Source organism: Kosakonia sp. BYX6 (assembly GCF_038449125.1).
In the GTDB taxonomy this organism is placed as follows: Bacteria; Pseudomonadota; Gammaproteobacteria; order Enterobacterales; family Enterobacteriaceae; genus Kosakonia; species Kosakonia calanthes.
The window spans coordinates 2,288,366-2,302,323 of the sequence record NZ_CP151800.1; the positions used below are offsets into that span (position 1 = coordinate 2,288,366).

At 52.6% G+C, this 13,958-nt stretch carries 14 protein-coding genes and 1 other annotated feature; of the genes, 9 read left to right on the top strand and 5 right to left on the bottom strand.

Annotated elements, in window-relative coordinates:
* Nucleotides 1–2: 2 nt before the first annotated feature.
* Both trpD and AAEY27_RS10700 read right to left on the bottom strand, forming a co-directional pair.
* On the bottom strand, nucleotides 3–1,598 hold the full coding sequence (trpD, locus tag AAEY27_RS10695; RefSeq protein ID WP_342325271.1) for a bifunctional anthranilate synthase glutamate amidotransferase component TrpG/anthranilate phosphoribosyltransferase TrpD: 1,596 nt from the start codon (nucleotides 1,596–1,598) through the stop codon (nucleotides 3–5).
* Nucleotides 1,598–3,160: an anthranilate synthase component 1 gene (locus tag AAEY27_RS10700; protein WP_342325273.1), complete on the bottom strand. Its 1,563-nt coding sequence runs from the start codon at nucleotides 3,158–3,160 to the stop codon at nucleotides 1,598–1,600. Before AAEY27_RS10700 ends, trpD begins: the two co-directional genes overlap by 1 nt.
* A gap of 22 nt (nucleotides 3,161–3,182) precedes the next feature.
* Nucleotides 3,183–3,277: a sequence feature (Trp leader region), on the bottom strand.
* A 160-nt stretch (nucleotides 3,278–3,437) separates the two neighbouring features.
* On the opposite strand from AAEY27_RS10700, the gene rnm reads away from it, so the two are divergent.
* The 3 genes from rnm to rluB all read left to right on the top strand — a co-directional run bounded on the left by rnm (nucleotide 3,438) and on the right by rluB (nucleotide 5,913).
* On the top strand, nucleotides 3,438–4,319 hold the full coding sequence (rnm, locus tag AAEY27_RS10705) for an RNase RNM (protein WP_342325274.1): 882 nt from the start codon (nucleotides 3,438–3,440) through the stop codon (nucleotides 4,317–4,319).
* Nucleotides 4,316–4,936 carry an L-threonylcarbamoyladenylate synthase gene (locus AAEY27_RS10710; RefSeq protein ID WP_342325275.1) on the top strand — a complete coding sequence of 207 codons (621 nt, stop codon included), beginning with the start codon at nucleotides 4,316–4,318 and terminating at the stop codon, nucleotides 4,934–4,936. The genes rnm and AAEY27_RS10710 overlap by 4 nt, the downstream gene beginning before the upstream one ends.
* A 98-nt stretch (nucleotides 4,937–5,034) precedes the next feature.
* On the top strand, nucleotides 5,035–5,913 hold the full coding sequence (gene rluB / locus AAEY27_RS10715; RefSeq protein WP_342325276.1) for a 23S rRNA pseudouridine(2605) synthase RluB: 879 nt from the start codon (nucleotides 5,035–5,037) through the stop codon (nucleotides 5,911–5,913).
* A gap of 99 nt (nucleotides 5,914–6,012) precedes the next feature.
* Here rluB and cobO read toward each other — a convergent pair whose 3' ends face one another.
* Nucleotides 6,013–6,603, bottom strand: a complete 591-nt coding sequence (gene cobO / locus AAEY27_RS10720) for a cob(I)yrinic acid a,c-diamide adenosyltransferase (RefSeq protein WP_342325277.1) — start codon at nucleotides 6,601–6,603, stop codon at nucleotides 6,013–6,015.
* Complete coding sequence (locus AAEY27_RS10725; protein WP_342325278.1) at nucleotides 6,600–7,355, bottom strand: YciK family oxidoreductase; 756 nt, start codon at nucleotides 7,353–7,355, stop codon at nucleotides 6,600–6,602. The genes cobO and AAEY27_RS10725 overlap by 4 nt, the downstream gene beginning before the upstream one ends.
* A gap of 226 nt (nucleotides 7,356–7,581) precedes the next feature.
* On the opposite strand from AAEY27_RS10725, the gene sohB reads away from it, so the two are divergent.
* Nucleotides 7,582–8,628, top strand: coding sequence for a protease SohB (gene sohB / locus AAEY27_RS10730; protein ID WP_342325280.1), 1,047 nt, complete (start codon nucleotides 7,582–7,584; stop codon nucleotides 8,626–8,628).
* Between the two features lie 33 nt (nucleotides 8,629–8,661).
* On the opposite strand, the gene AAEY27_RS10735 is transcribed toward sohB, so the two are convergent.
* On the bottom strand, nucleotides 8,662–8,913 hold the full coding sequence (locus AAEY27_RS10735; protein WP_342325282.1) for a YciN family protein: 252 nt from the start codon (nucleotides 8,911–8,913) through the stop codon (nucleotides 8,662–8,664).
* A 396-nt stretch (nucleotides 8,914–9,309) separates the two neighbouring features.
* Between AAEY27_RS10735 and topA the strand changes: the two genes are divergently transcribed.
* The 5 genes from topA to ymiC all read left to right on the top strand — a co-directional run bounded on the left by topA (nucleotide 9,310) and on the right by ymiC (nucleotide 13,948).
* Nucleotides 9,310–11,907, top strand: a complete 2,598-nt coding sequence (topA, locus tag AAEY27_RS10740) for a type I DNA topoisomerase (RefSeq protein ID WP_342325284.1) — start codon at nucleotides 9,310–9,312, stop codon at nucleotides 11,905–11,907.
* A 180-nt stretch (nucleotides 11,908–12,087) separates the two neighbouring features.
* Entirely contained in the window at nucleotides 12,088–13,062 is a 975-nt protein-coding gene (gene cysB / locus AAEY27_RS10745) for an HTH-type transcriptional regulator CysB (protein WP_342325285.1), read from the top strand.
* Nucleotides 13,063–13,378: 316 nt separating this feature from the next.
* Nucleotides 13,379–13,540 (top strand): YmiA family putative membrane protein, encoded by a 162-nt coding sequence (locus AAEY27_RS10750; protein ID WP_342325287.1) that lies wholly within the window; start codon nucleotides 13,379–13,381, stop codon nucleotides 13,538–13,540.
* 1 nt (nucleotide 13,541) lies between these two features.
* Entirely contained in the window at nucleotides 13,542–13,712 is a 171-nt protein-coding gene (locus tag AAEY27_RS10755; protein ID WP_342325289.1) for a hypothetical protein, read from the top strand.
* Between the two features lie 137 nt (nucleotides 13,713–13,849).
* Complete coding sequence (gene ymiC, locus AAEY27_RS10760) at nucleotides 13,850–13,948, top strand: small membrane protein YmiC (RefSeq protein ID WP_342325291.1); 99 nt, start codon at nucleotides 13,850–13,852, stop codon at nucleotides 13,946–13,948.
* Nucleotides 13,949–13,958 lie beyond the last annotated feature (10 nt).

Consider the following 13,958-nt stretch of genomic DNA (forward strand, 5'->3'; position numbering starts at 1 on the left):
ATTTACCCTCTTGCCGCAAGTGCGGCGACTTTGTCGTAGGCTGCCCCGCTGTGCAGCACATCCAGTACTTTTTGCGCGTTCGCCTGCAAATCCTCTGCGCCATGTAAACGCATCAACATCGCGACGTTGGCGGCGACGGCGGCTTCATGCGCGGGCTCACCTTTACCTTGTAATAAGCGTGTCAGAATGTCACGGTTTTCTTCCGGCGTGCCACCAGCCAACGCTTCCTGATGGTAAGGCGTCAGACCAAAGTCAGCGGCTGTCAGCTCGTAGCTGCGGATTTCGCCGTTATGCAGTTCCGCCACTTGCGTTGGCGCATGCAGTGACACTTCATCCATTCCGCCGCTATGCACTACGGCTGCGCGCTGATAACCCAGCACGCGCAGGGTTTCGGCAATCGGTAGCACCAATTCCGCGCTGTAAACGCCAATCAATGCCAGCGGCGGATGCGCCGGGTTGATCAACGGGCCGAGCACATTAAACAGCGTGCGGGTTTTCAGTTGTTGACGCACGGGCATCGCGTGGCGAAAACCGGTGTGGTATTTCGGCGCGAACAGGAAACACACGCCCAGTTCGTCCAGCGCCGTGCGGGATTTATCGGCGTTCATCTCAAGATTAATACCAAACGCGGCCAACAAATCCGACGAGCCCGAACGGCTGGAAACACTGCGGTTACCGTGTTTTGCCACTTTCAGCCCGCAGGCGGCGGCGACAAACGCGCTGGCGGTGGAAATGTTGATGCTGTTGCTGCCATCGCCACCGGTACCGACGATATCGGCGAATGCATAATCAGGGCGCGGGAAGGGCGCGGCATTTTCCAGCAATGCGGTTGCTGCACCGGCGATTTCTTGCGGGTGCTCGCCGCGAATTTTCATGCTCACCAGCGCGGCCGCCAGTTGTTCTGGTTTTAACTCACCGCGCACCACCGCAGAAAAGAGCTGGTGGCTCTCTTGCTGGCTCAGCGTCTGCGCTTGATAGAGTTTCTCCAGAATCGGTTGCAGCGTGTTGGTCTGCTCCAGTTTTTGCAGCGCCCAGGCCAGCGTTTGCTCAAGCAGGCGCGCGCCCTGGGTGGTGAGGATGGATTCAGGATGGAACTGAAGACCGCAAACACGATCGGCATCATTGCGAACTGCCATCACCATGCCATTAAAGTGCGCGTTGATGGTTAACCCGGCCGGAATATTGCTGCCGACCAGCGAGTGGTAACGCGCCACGGGCAGCGGGTTACTCAGACCAGCAAACATCGCTTGGCCATCATGTTCAATGCTGGATGCTTTGCCGTGCAGAATTTCGCCCGCCTGGCCAACGTAGCCGCCATAGGCTTCCACAATCGCCTGATGACCGAGGCAGATGCCAATAATCGGTAACTTGCCGCGCATACGCGTTAGTAATTCAGGCATGCAGCCAGCTTCCGACGGTGCGCCGGGACCAGGAGAGAGCATCAGCACCGGGTTTTGCATGGTTGCCAGGCGCTCAATTAAGGTTTGTGCCGGAACATGGTTGCGGTAAATCACGACGTTATGTCCGCTCGCGCGCAGCTGATCCGCCAGGTTATAAGTAAAAGAATCAATATTATCGAGCAGCAGAATGTCAGCCATCAGAACGTCTCCTGTGCGTGGTGTGCGGTGGCGATAGCGCGCAGAACCGCGCGAGCTTTATTGCGTGTTTCGTCGGCTTCAGACTGCGGTACTGAATCCAGTACCACGCCTGCGCCTGCCTGAATCGTCGCGACACCGTCTTCAACCCATGCAGAACGAATCACAATGCAGGTATCCAAATCGCCATGCGCCGTGAAATAACCGACTGCGCCACCATAGCTGCCACGGCGCGAACCTTCGGCCTCGGCAATCAGTTGCATCGCGCGAACTTTCGGCGCGCCGCTCAGTGTGCCCATATTCATGCAAGCGCGGTAAGCGTGCAGGACATCCAGATCCTGACGCAATTCACCCACCACGCGAGAAACCAGATGCATCACATAGGAGTAACGATCCACTTTGGTCAGGTCGGCGACGTAACGGCTGCCCGGCGTACAAATGCGTGCTAAATCGTTACGGGCTAAATCGACCAACATCAAATGTTCAGACAGTTCTTTATGATCGGTACGCATGTCCAGTTCGATACGGCTGTCGAGATCGCGGTCCAGCGAACCATCCGGGCGGCGGCCGCGCGGGCGCGTACCGGCGATAGGGTAAATTTCAATCTGGCGGTTGCTGGCATCGTATTTCAGCGAGCTTTCCGGCGAGGCGCCAAACAGGGTGAAATCCTCATCCTGCATAAAGAACATATACGGGCTCGGGTTGCTCTTTTTCAGCACTTCATAGGCAGCCAGCGGCGACGGGCAGGGCAAGGTGAAACGGCGCGAAGGCACCACCTGGAAAATCTCACCGGCGCGAATCGCTTTTTGCATTTTACGCACCACATCACCGAACTCTTCATCGCTCTGGTTGCAGTCGCAACGCATATGCTCCACGGTTTCCACCGGCAACGGCGCTGCGGGAATATCCAGCTGTTTACGCAGCGTTTCAATACGTTGCAGCAGACGATCTTTTTCTCTCGCGGACTCGCTAAATAAGCTGGCCTGAATCCGCGTTTGCTGTTTCTGGTGGTCGATCACCAGTAACGTTTCGGCGAGATAAAAGCAGTAATCCGCGCAACGGCGGTCGTGATTGAGTTTGGGCAGATCTTCAAAACCGGCAACAAGGTCATAAGCGAACAGGCCGCCGAAAAACATTGCTTCGCGCTCGTCGGCTGGGACATCGACAAGGCTTTGCAATAAACGAAAGGCATCGAAAACGGAGAGCGAGCAAAGGCGGGCGTCTTCATCAAGCAGATTACTGACAGCGGGAAAGCGCAGTTCGCGGCCATCGGGCAAAACAGTATTTTCCACCCCGGCAGGTAATGCGGCATCCAGCAGTGTGAGCAGGGCTGCGCCATTATCGGTTAACGCCCGAAGAGTGACAGTGTCACCTAATGCGGTAATGCGCAGTGCGCTATCGACCAACAGCAGGCTTTTTAAATCATTTTTACTGTCGATATCGGCTGATTCGAGCAGCAATGTTGCTGGCCGGTCAGCGCAAAGTTGGTGAAACAGCGCAGTAGGATTGCCACGATAGCTGGCATTACTGGTTAATAATTCGAGTGCCGGTTTTTGCATTTGCATTGTCGCTCTCATAAATTTGTTCAAAAAAAAGCCCGCTGAGTGAGCGGGCCGGGTATCGGTATGCTGAATGCGCACGTGATCTCACAGCCCTTGTCAGGGAGTGCGCCACCAGCGGTTGACAGAGAAATGAGCATTCATTTTTGCGATACCTTGTTGAGTGAACTTGCGTACTAGTTAACTGGTTCATGAAAAGAAAGTCAACCTTGATTTTAGAAAATGTGGGCTACCCGTTATGATAGGACACAAACAGATGTCTTGATGAATTAGCGGAGCCGCTTTGAGCGACACGAATTACGCCATTATTTACGACCTTCATAGCCACACCAGCGCATCCGATGGTCTTCTCTCTCCTGAAGAATTGGTGCACCGCGCGGTAGAAATGCGCATCGGTACACTGGCCATTACCGATCACGATACAACCGATGCAATTCCCGCAGCGCGTGCCGAGATCGCCCGTGCCGGGTTGAATCTGCAATTAATCACCGGCGTGGAAATATCTACCGTCTGGGAAAATCATGAAATTCATATTGTTGGGCTGAATATTGATATTGAACACCTGACGATGCGCGAATTTTTGCAGGCGCAATCCCAACGTCGAACCGATCGCGCACGACTGATTGCCGATCGTCTGGAGAAAGCGCATATTCCCGGCGCATGGGAAGGCGCGCAGCGATTGGCGCAAGGCGCAAACGTCACGCGTGGGCATTTTGCCCGTTTTCTGGTGGAGCAAGGCAAAGCGAGCAATATGGCCGATGTCTTCAAAAAGTACCTTGCCAGAGGGAAAACGGGTTATGTTCCGCCTCAGTGGTGTACAATAGAACAAGCCATTGAAGTGATTCATCATTCTGGCGGAACGGCAGTAATGGCCCATCCGGGGCGTTATGACCTATCCGCTAAGTGGCTGAAAAGGCTGCTGGCGCATTTTGCTAAAAGCGGCGGTGAGGCAATGGAAGTTGCCCAATGCCAGCAGGCTCCCAATGAACGAGCACAGCTCGCTGTTTATGCCCGTCAGTTTGGTTTACTGGCGTCGCAAGGATCGGATTTCCATCAGCCCTGCCCGTGGATCGAACTGGGGCGCAAACTCTGGCTTCCGGCCGGTGTTGACGGCGTCTGGCTTAAGTGGGAGCAGCCGCAGAACACCACAGAGAGGGAAGTATGAGCCAGTTTTTTTATATTCATCCGGATAATCCCCAGCCGCGGTTGATAAACCAGGCGGTAGACATCGTGCGTAAAGGCGGTGTCATTGTCTATCCCACCGATTCCGGCTATGCACTGGGTTGCAAACTTGAAGATAAAAGCGCGATGGAGCGTATTTGTCGCATTCGCCACCTGCCGGATGGTCACAATTTCACACTGATGTGCCGCGATTTGTCGGAGCTGTCGACTTACGCGTTCGTCGATAACGTGGCGTTTCGCCTGATAAAAAACAACACGCCGGGCAATTACACGTTCATTCTGAAAGGGACGAAAGAGGTGCCGCGCCGTTTGTTGCAGGAAAAACGTAAAACTATCGGTCTGCGTGTACCGTCAAACCCGATTGCGCTAGCACTGTTGGAAAATCTCAACGAGCCGATGCTGTCGACGTCATTAATGCTACCGGGCAGTGAGTTTACCGAGTCGGATCCGGATGAAATCAAAGATCGTCTGGAGAAAGTGGTGGATTTGATTATCCACGGCGGTTATCTCGGCCAGCAGCCAACGACAGTTGTCGATTTAACCGATGATGCGCCAACGGTTGTCCGCGAAGGCGTCGGCGACGTTAGGCCTTTCTTATAGCCACGCAAGTCGCTATACTACGCGGCCATTTCAGCAGCGGCTTCGCCGAACTGATGACCCTATTCGACGCCTGTGAAGGCGACATCTAAGGATGCTCTATGAGCGAGAAACTACAGAAAGTGCTGGCGCGGGCTGGCCACGGTTCCCGCCGTGAAATCGAATCAATTATTGAAGCAGGTCGTGTCAGCGTCGACGGTAAAACTGCCACTCTGGGTGACCGTGTGGAAGTCACGCCGGGGCTGAAAATCCGTATTGATGGCCATCTCATTTCGGTGAAAGAGTCCGTCGAGCAGATTTGCCGCGTACTGGCGTATTACAAACCAGAAGGTGAGCTGTGCACGCGTAATGATCCGGAAGGGCGCCCGACAGTGTTCGACCGTCTGCCGAAACTGCGCGGCGCGCGTTGGATCGCGGTAGGGCGTCTTGATGTCAACACCTGCGGCCTGCTGTTGTTTACCACTGACGGTGAACTGGCGAACCGCCTGATGCACCCGAGCCGTGAAGTTGAACGCGAATATGCCGTGCGTGTTTTTGGTGAAGTTGATGACGCGAAACTGCGCGATTTAGCGCGTGGCGTACAGCTTGAAGACGGCCCGGCTGCATTCAAAACCATCAAATTCAGCGGTGGGGAAGGCATCAACCAGTGGTACAACGTGACCCTGACGGAAGGGCGTAACCGCGAAGTTCGCCGCTTGTGGGAAGCCGTTGGCGTGCAGGTAAGCCGTCTGATCCGCGTGCGTTATGGCGACATTCCGCTGCCGAAAGGTCTGCCACGCGGCGGCTGGACGGAGCTGGATCTGGCGCAAACTAACTACTTACGTGAGCTGGTGGGTCTGGCTGCGGAAACGCAATCGAAAGTGGCGGTGGAAAAAGATCGTCGCCGTATGAAAGCGAACCAAATCCGCCGCGCGGTGAAACGTCACAGCCAACCGGCCGGTAACCGCCGCGCGGGTGGCGGACGCACCAAAAACGATTAATATTTGAAGAAGTTGTAGGCCGGATAAGGCGTAGCCGCCATCCGGCGAAATTGCCCGGTGGCGTTTACGCTTACCGGACCTATAAATCAACAACACCTGTCAGTAATCAATCCCTATCTGCGCTTTCACGCCGGCTTCGAACGCATGTTTTACCGGTCGTAATTCGCTAACTGTGTCGGCCAACTCCAGAATATCTCGATGACAACCGCGCCCGGTAATGATCACCGTTTGCGTAGCAGGGCGATTTTTCAGCGCGTTCAGCACCGTTTCCAGCGGCAGGTAATCATAAGCCACCATGTATGTGAGCTCATCCAGCAGCACCATATCCAGACTCGGATCGGCCAGCATACGTTCGGCATGCTGCCAAACCGCCAGGCAAGCGGCAGTGTCGCTTTCACGGTTTTGCGTGTCCCAGGTGAAACCCGTTGCCATTACCTGAAACTCTACGCCCAGTGGCTCAAGCAAGTTACGCTCGCCGTTCGGCCAGGTTCCTTTGATAAACTGGATGGTGCCCACTTTCTTGCCATGGCCGACGGCACGGGTCGCGGTACCAAATGCCGCCGTGGTTTTACCTTTCCCATTGCCAGTAAAGACAATAATGATCCCGCGTTCATCTTGCGCCGCGGCAACGCGTGCATCGACGCGATCTTTTACACGCTGCTGGCGCTGCTGGTAACGTTCTTCGCTCATTGTGAAATTCCTGGTTTGCGCCCGGGCTGCGCATCGAAGCTCATCCCGGTTTTGCGGCGGCTATCATCGCCCATTAGCCATAAATAGAGCGGCATAATATCGGCGGGCGTTTTCAGTTTTTGCGGATCTTCCGTCGGGAATGCGTTGGCACGCATTTTGGTTCGCGTGCCGCCTGGATTGATGCAGTTCACGCGCAGACGGTTTTGATACTCTTCCGCCAGTACTTGCATCATGCCCTCGGTGGCAAACTTCGACGTCGCGTAAGCACCCCAGTTCGCGCGTCCTTGGCGTCCCACGCTGGATGAGGTGAACACCAGTGAGCCGCTTTCCGCGTTGAGTAATAAAGGAAGAAGCGCTTGGGTGAGGTAAAAAGTGGCGTTGACATTCACTTGCATGACTTCATCCCAGACGGCTGGAACCTGCTCGCTCATCGGGCAAATATCCCCCAGCAAGCCAGCGTTGTGCAGCACGCCATCAAGGTGAGGCGTGGTGGACGCAATAGTTTCCGCCAATTGGCGGCACTCTCCGGGCGTGCAGGTCGTCATATCGAGTGTATACCACTGCGCCGACCGGCCTTCGCCATTGATTAATTGCGCGACATGGCGCAGTTTTTCTTCATTACGGCCCAGCAGAATAAGATTGGCACCGTGGCGGGCATAAGTCAGCGCCGCTTCTTTTCCAATACCGTCGCTGGCACCAGTGACCAGAATAATGCGGTCATTTAACAGATCGCGTTGTGGCTGGTAATGCACACTGTCTCCTCAGACCAAAGCCTGTAAACACCTTCACGTGTTGGCTTTATGCCTCAAACAGCGGGCTATTTCAATCGGTCAAGCGGAGAGTTGGGTAACCTTTACGCCCAGGAGTGCTAAAAAATTCAGCAACATGACACACATGGTGCTTTGCTTGCGAGAGACGCGCCCGAATGGCTCATGTACACTGGTGCGATTGTTGAGTGGTGTAATCGAGGTGGTATGCATGGAATTACTGTCTGAATATGGTCTTTTTTTAGCCAAAATCGCAACCGTTGTTGTGGCGATTGCCGTTATCGCGGCGCTTATCATTAACCTGACACAGCGCAAACGCCAGCGGGGAGAACTTAAAGTCACCCGCCTGAGCGAACACTATAAAGAGATGCAGGAGGAGATGTCTGTCGCATTACTGGATGGGCATCAACAGAAGCTTTGGCATAAAGCGCAGAAGAAAAAGCTCAAACTTGAGGCGAAAGCTGCAAAGGCTAAAGCGAAAGCGGGGGAGCCAGAAGAGAACGGCAAATCACGCGTTTACGTACTCGATTTCAAAGGCAGCATGGATGCCGGGGAAGTGAACTCCCTGCGCGAAGAGGTCACTGCCGTGCTGAGCGTGGTGAAACCGCAGGACCAGGTGCTTTTGCGTCTCGAAAGCCCGGGCGGTGTTGTGCATGGTTATGGCCTTGCGGCCTCTCAGTTGCAGCGCTTGCGTGACAAAAACGTTCCGCTGACCATCGCCGTTGATAAAGTGGCCGCCAGCGGCGGTTATATGATGGCATGTGTCGCGGATAAAATTGTGGCAGCGCCGTTTGCCATTATCGGCTCGATTGGCGTTGTCGCGCAGATCCCCAACTTCAACCGTTTCCTTAAAGGCAAAGATATCGATATTGAACTGCATACCGCCGGGCAGTTTAAACGCACCCTGACGTTACTGGGCGAGAACACCGAAGAAGGGCGGCAGAAATTCCGCGAAAGCCTGAATGAAACGCATGATTTGTTTAAAGGTTTTGTCAGCCAGATGCGCCCGTCTCTGGATATTGAAAGCGTGGCGACTGGCGAACACTGGTACGGCACGCAGGCGCTGGATAAAGGGCTGATTGATGCCGTTGGCACCAGCGATGAATTGCTGCTGGGCTTGATCGAGGCGCACGAAGTGATCGGTATTCGTTATCAGCATCGTAAAAAGTTGATGGAGCGTTTTACCGGCAGTGCGACCGAGAGTATCGACCACTTGTTGATGCGCTGGTGGCAGCGCGGGCAAAAACCGATGATGTAAGCAAAACGCGAGGCCAGGGCCTCGCGTTTGTTTTTAATCGATCAGATGGTATTTCTCTGAAAGCTCATGCGCCAAATATTTGAACATGTTAAACACCGCCGTGCTCTTTGCCGTCGGTAACCCTTGTTCATCAAGATAGAACTCGCCGCTAAAGACCAGCACTCCATTGCGTTGCGTCACTCCGGTCGCCTCAATACCGGCCAGCGTGTCTTCATGGTCGCGGATCAATTTGTTAGCCAGTTCGAGCAAAGACTGGCGATCGATAGGTTGAGATGTACCATTCATTTTCATCCTCCTCAAAAAAATGGCCTGAGTTTAACGCTGGCTCACTTCAGGGGCAAATTTTCCCTGTTTTTGCAATGGGTTTGCGCATTCGTTACGCTGGCGCGAATTGCTTTTGCATGCTAATAAAGTTGCGTAACAAATTTTATCAGGTACAGTGTGACGCTTTCGTCAATCTGGCAACAGATTTGCTTGACATTCGACCATAATATCGTCGTGCTATACCACCCCGACGCGAAAAAGCCTGAAAACTCAGTCACCTGAATGCTTCTTTTTTACGCGATTGGTTACAAAAGGGGTTGATATCCACTGCCGCCGTCGCAATATCGACGGTTCCTCGATGGGTATGAAGCAACGAGCGACGAATTTCCGGAAGAATTTAATTAGGTAAAGGTGAATATGGGTAAAGCTCTCGTTATCGTTGAGTCCCCGGCAAAAGCCAAAACGATCAATAAATATCTGGGCAATGACTACGTTGTGAAATCCAGCGTAGGTCATATCCGTGATTTGCCGACCAGTGGCTCAGCACCTAAAAAGAGCGCAGAATCCACCGCCACCAAACCGGCTAAGAAGCCTAAAAAGGATGAGCGGGGCGCGCTTGTTAATCGTATGGGGATTGACCCATGGCACAACTGGGATGCGCACTATGAAGTGCTGCCCGGAAAAGAGAAGGTGGTTTCCGAGCTGAAATCGCTGGCTGAAAAAGCCGACCACATCTATCTCGCAACCGACCTTGACCGCGAAGGGGAAGCCATTGCATGGCACCTGCGGGAAGTGATCGGCGGCGACGAAAAACGCTACAGCCGTGTAGTGTTCAATGAAATTACCAAGAATGCGATTCGTCAGGCGTTTGAAACGCCGGGCGAACTGAATATCGACCGTGTTAATGCCCAGCAGGCGCGTCGCTTTATGGACCGCGTTGTGGGTTATATGGTTTCCCCGCTGTTGTGGAAGAAAATCGCCCGTGGTTTATCTGCCGGGCGCGTGCAATCCGTGGCGGTTCGCCTGGTGGTTGAGCGCGAGCGCGAAATCAAAGCCTTTGTTCCGGAAGAGTTCTGGGAGATTGACGCCGTTACAGCAACGCCGGGTGGCGATTCTCTGCCGCTGCAGGTTACCCACGATGGCGATAAAGCTTTCCGTCCGGTAAACCGCGAACAGACCATGGCGGCAGTAAGCCTGCTGGAAAAAGCGCGCTATACCGTTCTCGATCGCGAAGATAAACCGACCAGCAGCAAACCGGGCGCGCCGTTTATTACTTCCACGTTGCAACAAGCCGCCAGTACGCGTCTTGGTTACGGCGTGAAGAAAACCATGATGTTGGCCCAGCGCCTGTATGAAGCGGGTTACATCACCTATATGCGTACTGACTCAACCAATTTGAGCCAGGATGCGGTGTCAATGGTTCGCGGCTATATCGCTGACAACTTTGGCAAAAAATACCTGCCGGAAAATGCGAACCAATACGCCAGTAAAGAAAACTCGCAGGAAGCGCACGAAGCGATTCGTCCTTCCGATGTCAGCGTTCTTGCTGAGTCGCTGAAAGACATGGAAACCGACGCCCAGAAGCTGTATCAGCTGATTTGGCGCCAGTTTGTTGCCTGTCAGATGACACCGGCGCAATACGATTCAACAACGTTGACCGTCGGTGCGGGCAATTTCCGCCTGAAAGCGCGTGGCCGTATCCTGCGGTTTGATGGTTGGACGAAAGTGATGCCTGCGCTGCGTAAAGGCGATGAAGATCGCACGCTGCCGGCAGTGAATAAAGGTGATGAGCTTTCACTTGTCGACCTGACGCCAGCACAGCACTTTACTAAACCGCCTGCGCGTTTTAGCGAAGCATCGCTGGTAAAAGAGTTGGAAAAACGTGGTATTGGCCGCCCGTCTACCTATGCGTCGATCATTTCGACCATTCAGGACAGGGGTTATGTGCGCGTTGAAAACCGCCGTTTCTACGCGGAAAAAATGGGTGAAATCGTTACCGATCGGCTGGAAGAGAATTTCCGTGAGCTGATGAACTACGACTTTACTGCACAGATGGAAGATAGCCTTGACCGCGTGGCGAATCACGAAGCCGAGTGGCGCAAAGTGCTGGACAGTTTCTTTGGCGATTTTTCTCGTCAACTGGCGCAGGCCGAGCAAGATCCTGAAGCCGGTGGTATGCGTCCGAATCAGATGGTGCTGACCAGCATCGACTGCCCGACCTGCGGCCGTAAAATGGGGATCCGTACTGCCAGCACAGGTGTTTTCCTTGGCTGTTCTGGTTATGCATTGCCACCGAAAGAGCGTTGCAAAACCACCATCAACTTGGTGCCGGAAAACGAAGTGCTTAACGTGCTGGAAGGCGATGACGCTGAAACCAACGCGCTGCGTGCCAAACGTCGTTGTCAGAAGTGCGGCACGGCCATGGACAGCTACCTGATCGATCCGAAACGCAAGTTGCATGTGTGCGGTAATAACCCGACCTGCGACGGCTACGAAATCGAAGAGGGTGAATTCCGCATTAAGGGTTATGACGGCCCAATCGTCGAGTGCGAAAAATGTGGCTCCGAGATGCACCTGAAAATGGGGCGTTTTGGTAAGTACATGGCATGTACAAACGACGATTGTAAAAATACGCGTAAGATCCTGCGTAATGGTGAAGTTGCGCCGCCGAAGGAAGATCCGGTACCGCTGCCTGAGCTGAAATGCGAAAAATCAGACGCGTATTTTGTGCTGCGTAATGGCGCTGCGGGGGTATTCCTCGCTGCCAATACCTTCCCGAAATCGCGCGAGACGCGTGCGCCGCAGGTGGAAGAGTTATATCGCTTCCGCGATCGCCTGCCGGAAAAACTGCGTTATCTTGCAGACGCGCCGCAGGAAGATCCGCAAGGCAATAAAACCATCGTACGTTTTAGCCGTAAAACCAAGCAGCAATATGTTGCCTCTGAGAAAGACGGAAAAGCGACCGGTTGGTCTGCATTCTTTATCGACAATAAGTGGGTTGAAGCTAAAAAATAATAAACTTCAGCTACTTACCTTAAGGGGCCGGCTTCCGGCCCTTTTTTATTCCTGCGTTATTATTCTTAGTTCGCCGCTATACACAGAAGCTATAAATGATATAGTTGTTATAGCTACTCACTTTTTTATTATGAAATCGTATTAAGCGATAACCCGTTTGCGCACTCCGGATGGCCCGTCATGAAACTACAGCAGCTTCGCTATATTGTTGAAGTGGTGAATCACAACCTTAATGTCTCCTCCACGGCGGAGGGGCTTTACACTTCCCAGCCCGGCATCAGTAAACAAGTTCGTATGCTGGAAGACGAACTGGGAATTCAAATTTTCGCCCGCAGTGGAAAACATCTCACCCAGGTGACACCGGCCGGGCAGGAAATCATCCGTATCGCCCGCGAAGTTTTATCCAAAGTTGAGGCGATCAAATCGGTGGCGGGGGAGCATACCTGGCCGGACAAAGGTTCGCTGTATGTTGCCACCACCCATACACAGGCGCGTTATGCGCTGCCAAACGTCATTAAAGGTTTTATTGAGCGCTATCCGCGCGTCTCTTTGCATATGCATCAAGGCTCGCCGACGCAAATCGCTGAAGCCGTTTCAAAGGGCAATGCGGATTTCGCGATTGCGACCGAAGCGCTGCATCTGTATGACGATTTAGTCATGCTGCCGTGCTACCACTGGAATCGTTCCATTGTGGTCACGCCGGATCACCCGCTGGCCGCGAAGGAATCGGTGGGGATTGAAGAGCTGGCGCAATATCCGCTTGTTACCTACACCTTCGGCTTTACCGGGCGTTCTGAGCTGGATACCGCCTTCAATCGCGCAGGGTTAACGCCACGGATTGTCTTCACCGCAACCGACGCAGACGTTATCAAAACTTATGTTAGGTTAGGCCTTGGTGTGGGCGTGATTGCCAGTATGGCCGTTGATCCGGTATCGGATCCGGACCTCGTTAAACTTGATGCGCACGAGATTTTCAGCCACAGCACCACCAAAATTGGTTTTCGTCGCAGCACCTTCCTGCGCAGCTATATGTATGATTTTATTCAGCGCTTCGCGCCGCATTTAACGCGCGATGTCGTTGATGCTGCCGTTGCATTGCGTTCTAACGAAGATATAGAAGCAATGTTTAAGGATATTAAGCTGCCTCAGAAATAATGACGGAGGGTATCTTATCGCCCGAAAAGATACCCTTTACGCCGCCTAAACCTAAATTAGAATTATCATCCTCTCTGATACAATCATCTCGCCGGGTGATTGACTTCACGAATCTAAAGCAGCGATGTCGCTATTTTGTGACAAAAATAGAAACTAAATTGCGACTCTGCAAATTTATTACTTCAATAATTTATTTCTTGTCAAAAGATTAAATATTTCTTTGGAAATGGTGAGTAAATTCACTGGATTTTCAGCTAAAGTTCTTTTAGGATTTGTCTCATCTCATGATTAATTCTACCGATTGTTGGTGCCCTAAATGATAAGTGATGTCGATTGTACGAGGTTAGCAATGCCATCAGGAAGTGAAGAGCCACAAAGGGATCCTGAGCTCAAGCGTAAAGCCTGGCTGGCGGTATTTCTTGGCTCTGCCGTGTTTTGGGCAGTCGTTGCATTCTTGGTCTGGAAATTCTGGGGTTAAAATGGCTATAGCGGGTCGATACGAACCAGTTAAGCAAGTGTGTCAGCTTCGTGACACGCCACCGAAAGCAAAAAACAAACCTGTGACCTCTATCCCAGCTTCGTGGAAGCTGACGCCACAGCAGAAAGCTTTTATTGATACATTCGCTGAAGACAACATCAAAAAACAATAAATATATCATCAGAATGAATGTGGGAAATTATCCCGCTATTCATTGATACGATCTTTTGTACTCTTTAATTAATACACAGCATAAATGAATTGAGTAAAGACTCAGTTTTGATGAATAGATTCTCGGGTAATAAATTCATGAGTAATGGTTGCAGAATGAAATATTGGTCGTGGATGGGAGCCTTCTCCGTTTCTCTTCTTTTCTGGGGCGAAATCGTTTGGCTCGCTGTGCAGTAATGAATTGAAA

Coding starts and splice junctions, on each gene's coding strand:
- trpD (WP_342325271.1), bottom strand. CDS start 1,598: ATGGCTGACATTCTGCTGCTCGATAATATTGATTCTTTTACTTATAAC.
- AAEY27_RS10700 (WP_342325273.1), bottom strand. CDS start 3,160: ATGCAAATGCAAAAACCGGCACTCGAATTATTAACCAGTAATGCCAGC.
- AAEY27_RS10710 (WP_342325275.1), top strand. CDS start 4,316: ATGAGCCAGTTTTTTTATATTCATCCGGATAATCCCCAGCCGCGGTTG.
- rluB (WP_342325276.1), top strand. CDS start 5,035: ATGAGCGAGAAACTACAGAAAGTGCTGGCGCGGGCTGGCCACGGTTCC.
- cobO (WP_342325277.1), bottom strand. CDS start 6,603: ATGAGCGAAGAACGTTACCAGCAGCGCCAGCAGCGTGTAAAAGATCGC.
- sohB (WP_342325280.1), top strand. CDS start 7,582: ATGGAATTACTGTCTGAATATGGTCTTTTTTTAGCCAAAATCGCAACC.
- AAEY27_RS10735 (WP_342325282.1), bottom strand. CDS start 8,913: ATGAATGGTACATCTCAACCTATCGATCGCCAGTCTTTGCTCGAACTG.
- topA (WP_342325284.1), top strand. CDS start 9,310: ATGGGTAAAGCTCTCGTTATCGTTGAGTCCCCGGCAAAAGCCAAAACG.
- cysB (WP_342325285.1), top strand. CDS start 12,088: ATGAAACTACAGCAGCTTCGCTATATTGTTGAAGTGGTGAATCACAAC.
- AAEY27_RS10750 (WP_342325287.1), top strand. CDS start 13,379: ATGATAAGTGATGTCGATTGTACGAGGTTAGCAATGCCATCAGGAAGT.
- AAEY27_RS10755 (WP_342325289.1), top strand. CDS start 13,542: ATGGCTATAGCGGGTCGATACGAACCAGTTAAGCAAGTGTGTCAGCTT.
- ymiC (WP_342325291.1), top strand. CDS start 13,850: ATGAGTAATGGTTGCAGAATGAAATATTGGTCGTGGATGGGAGCCTTC.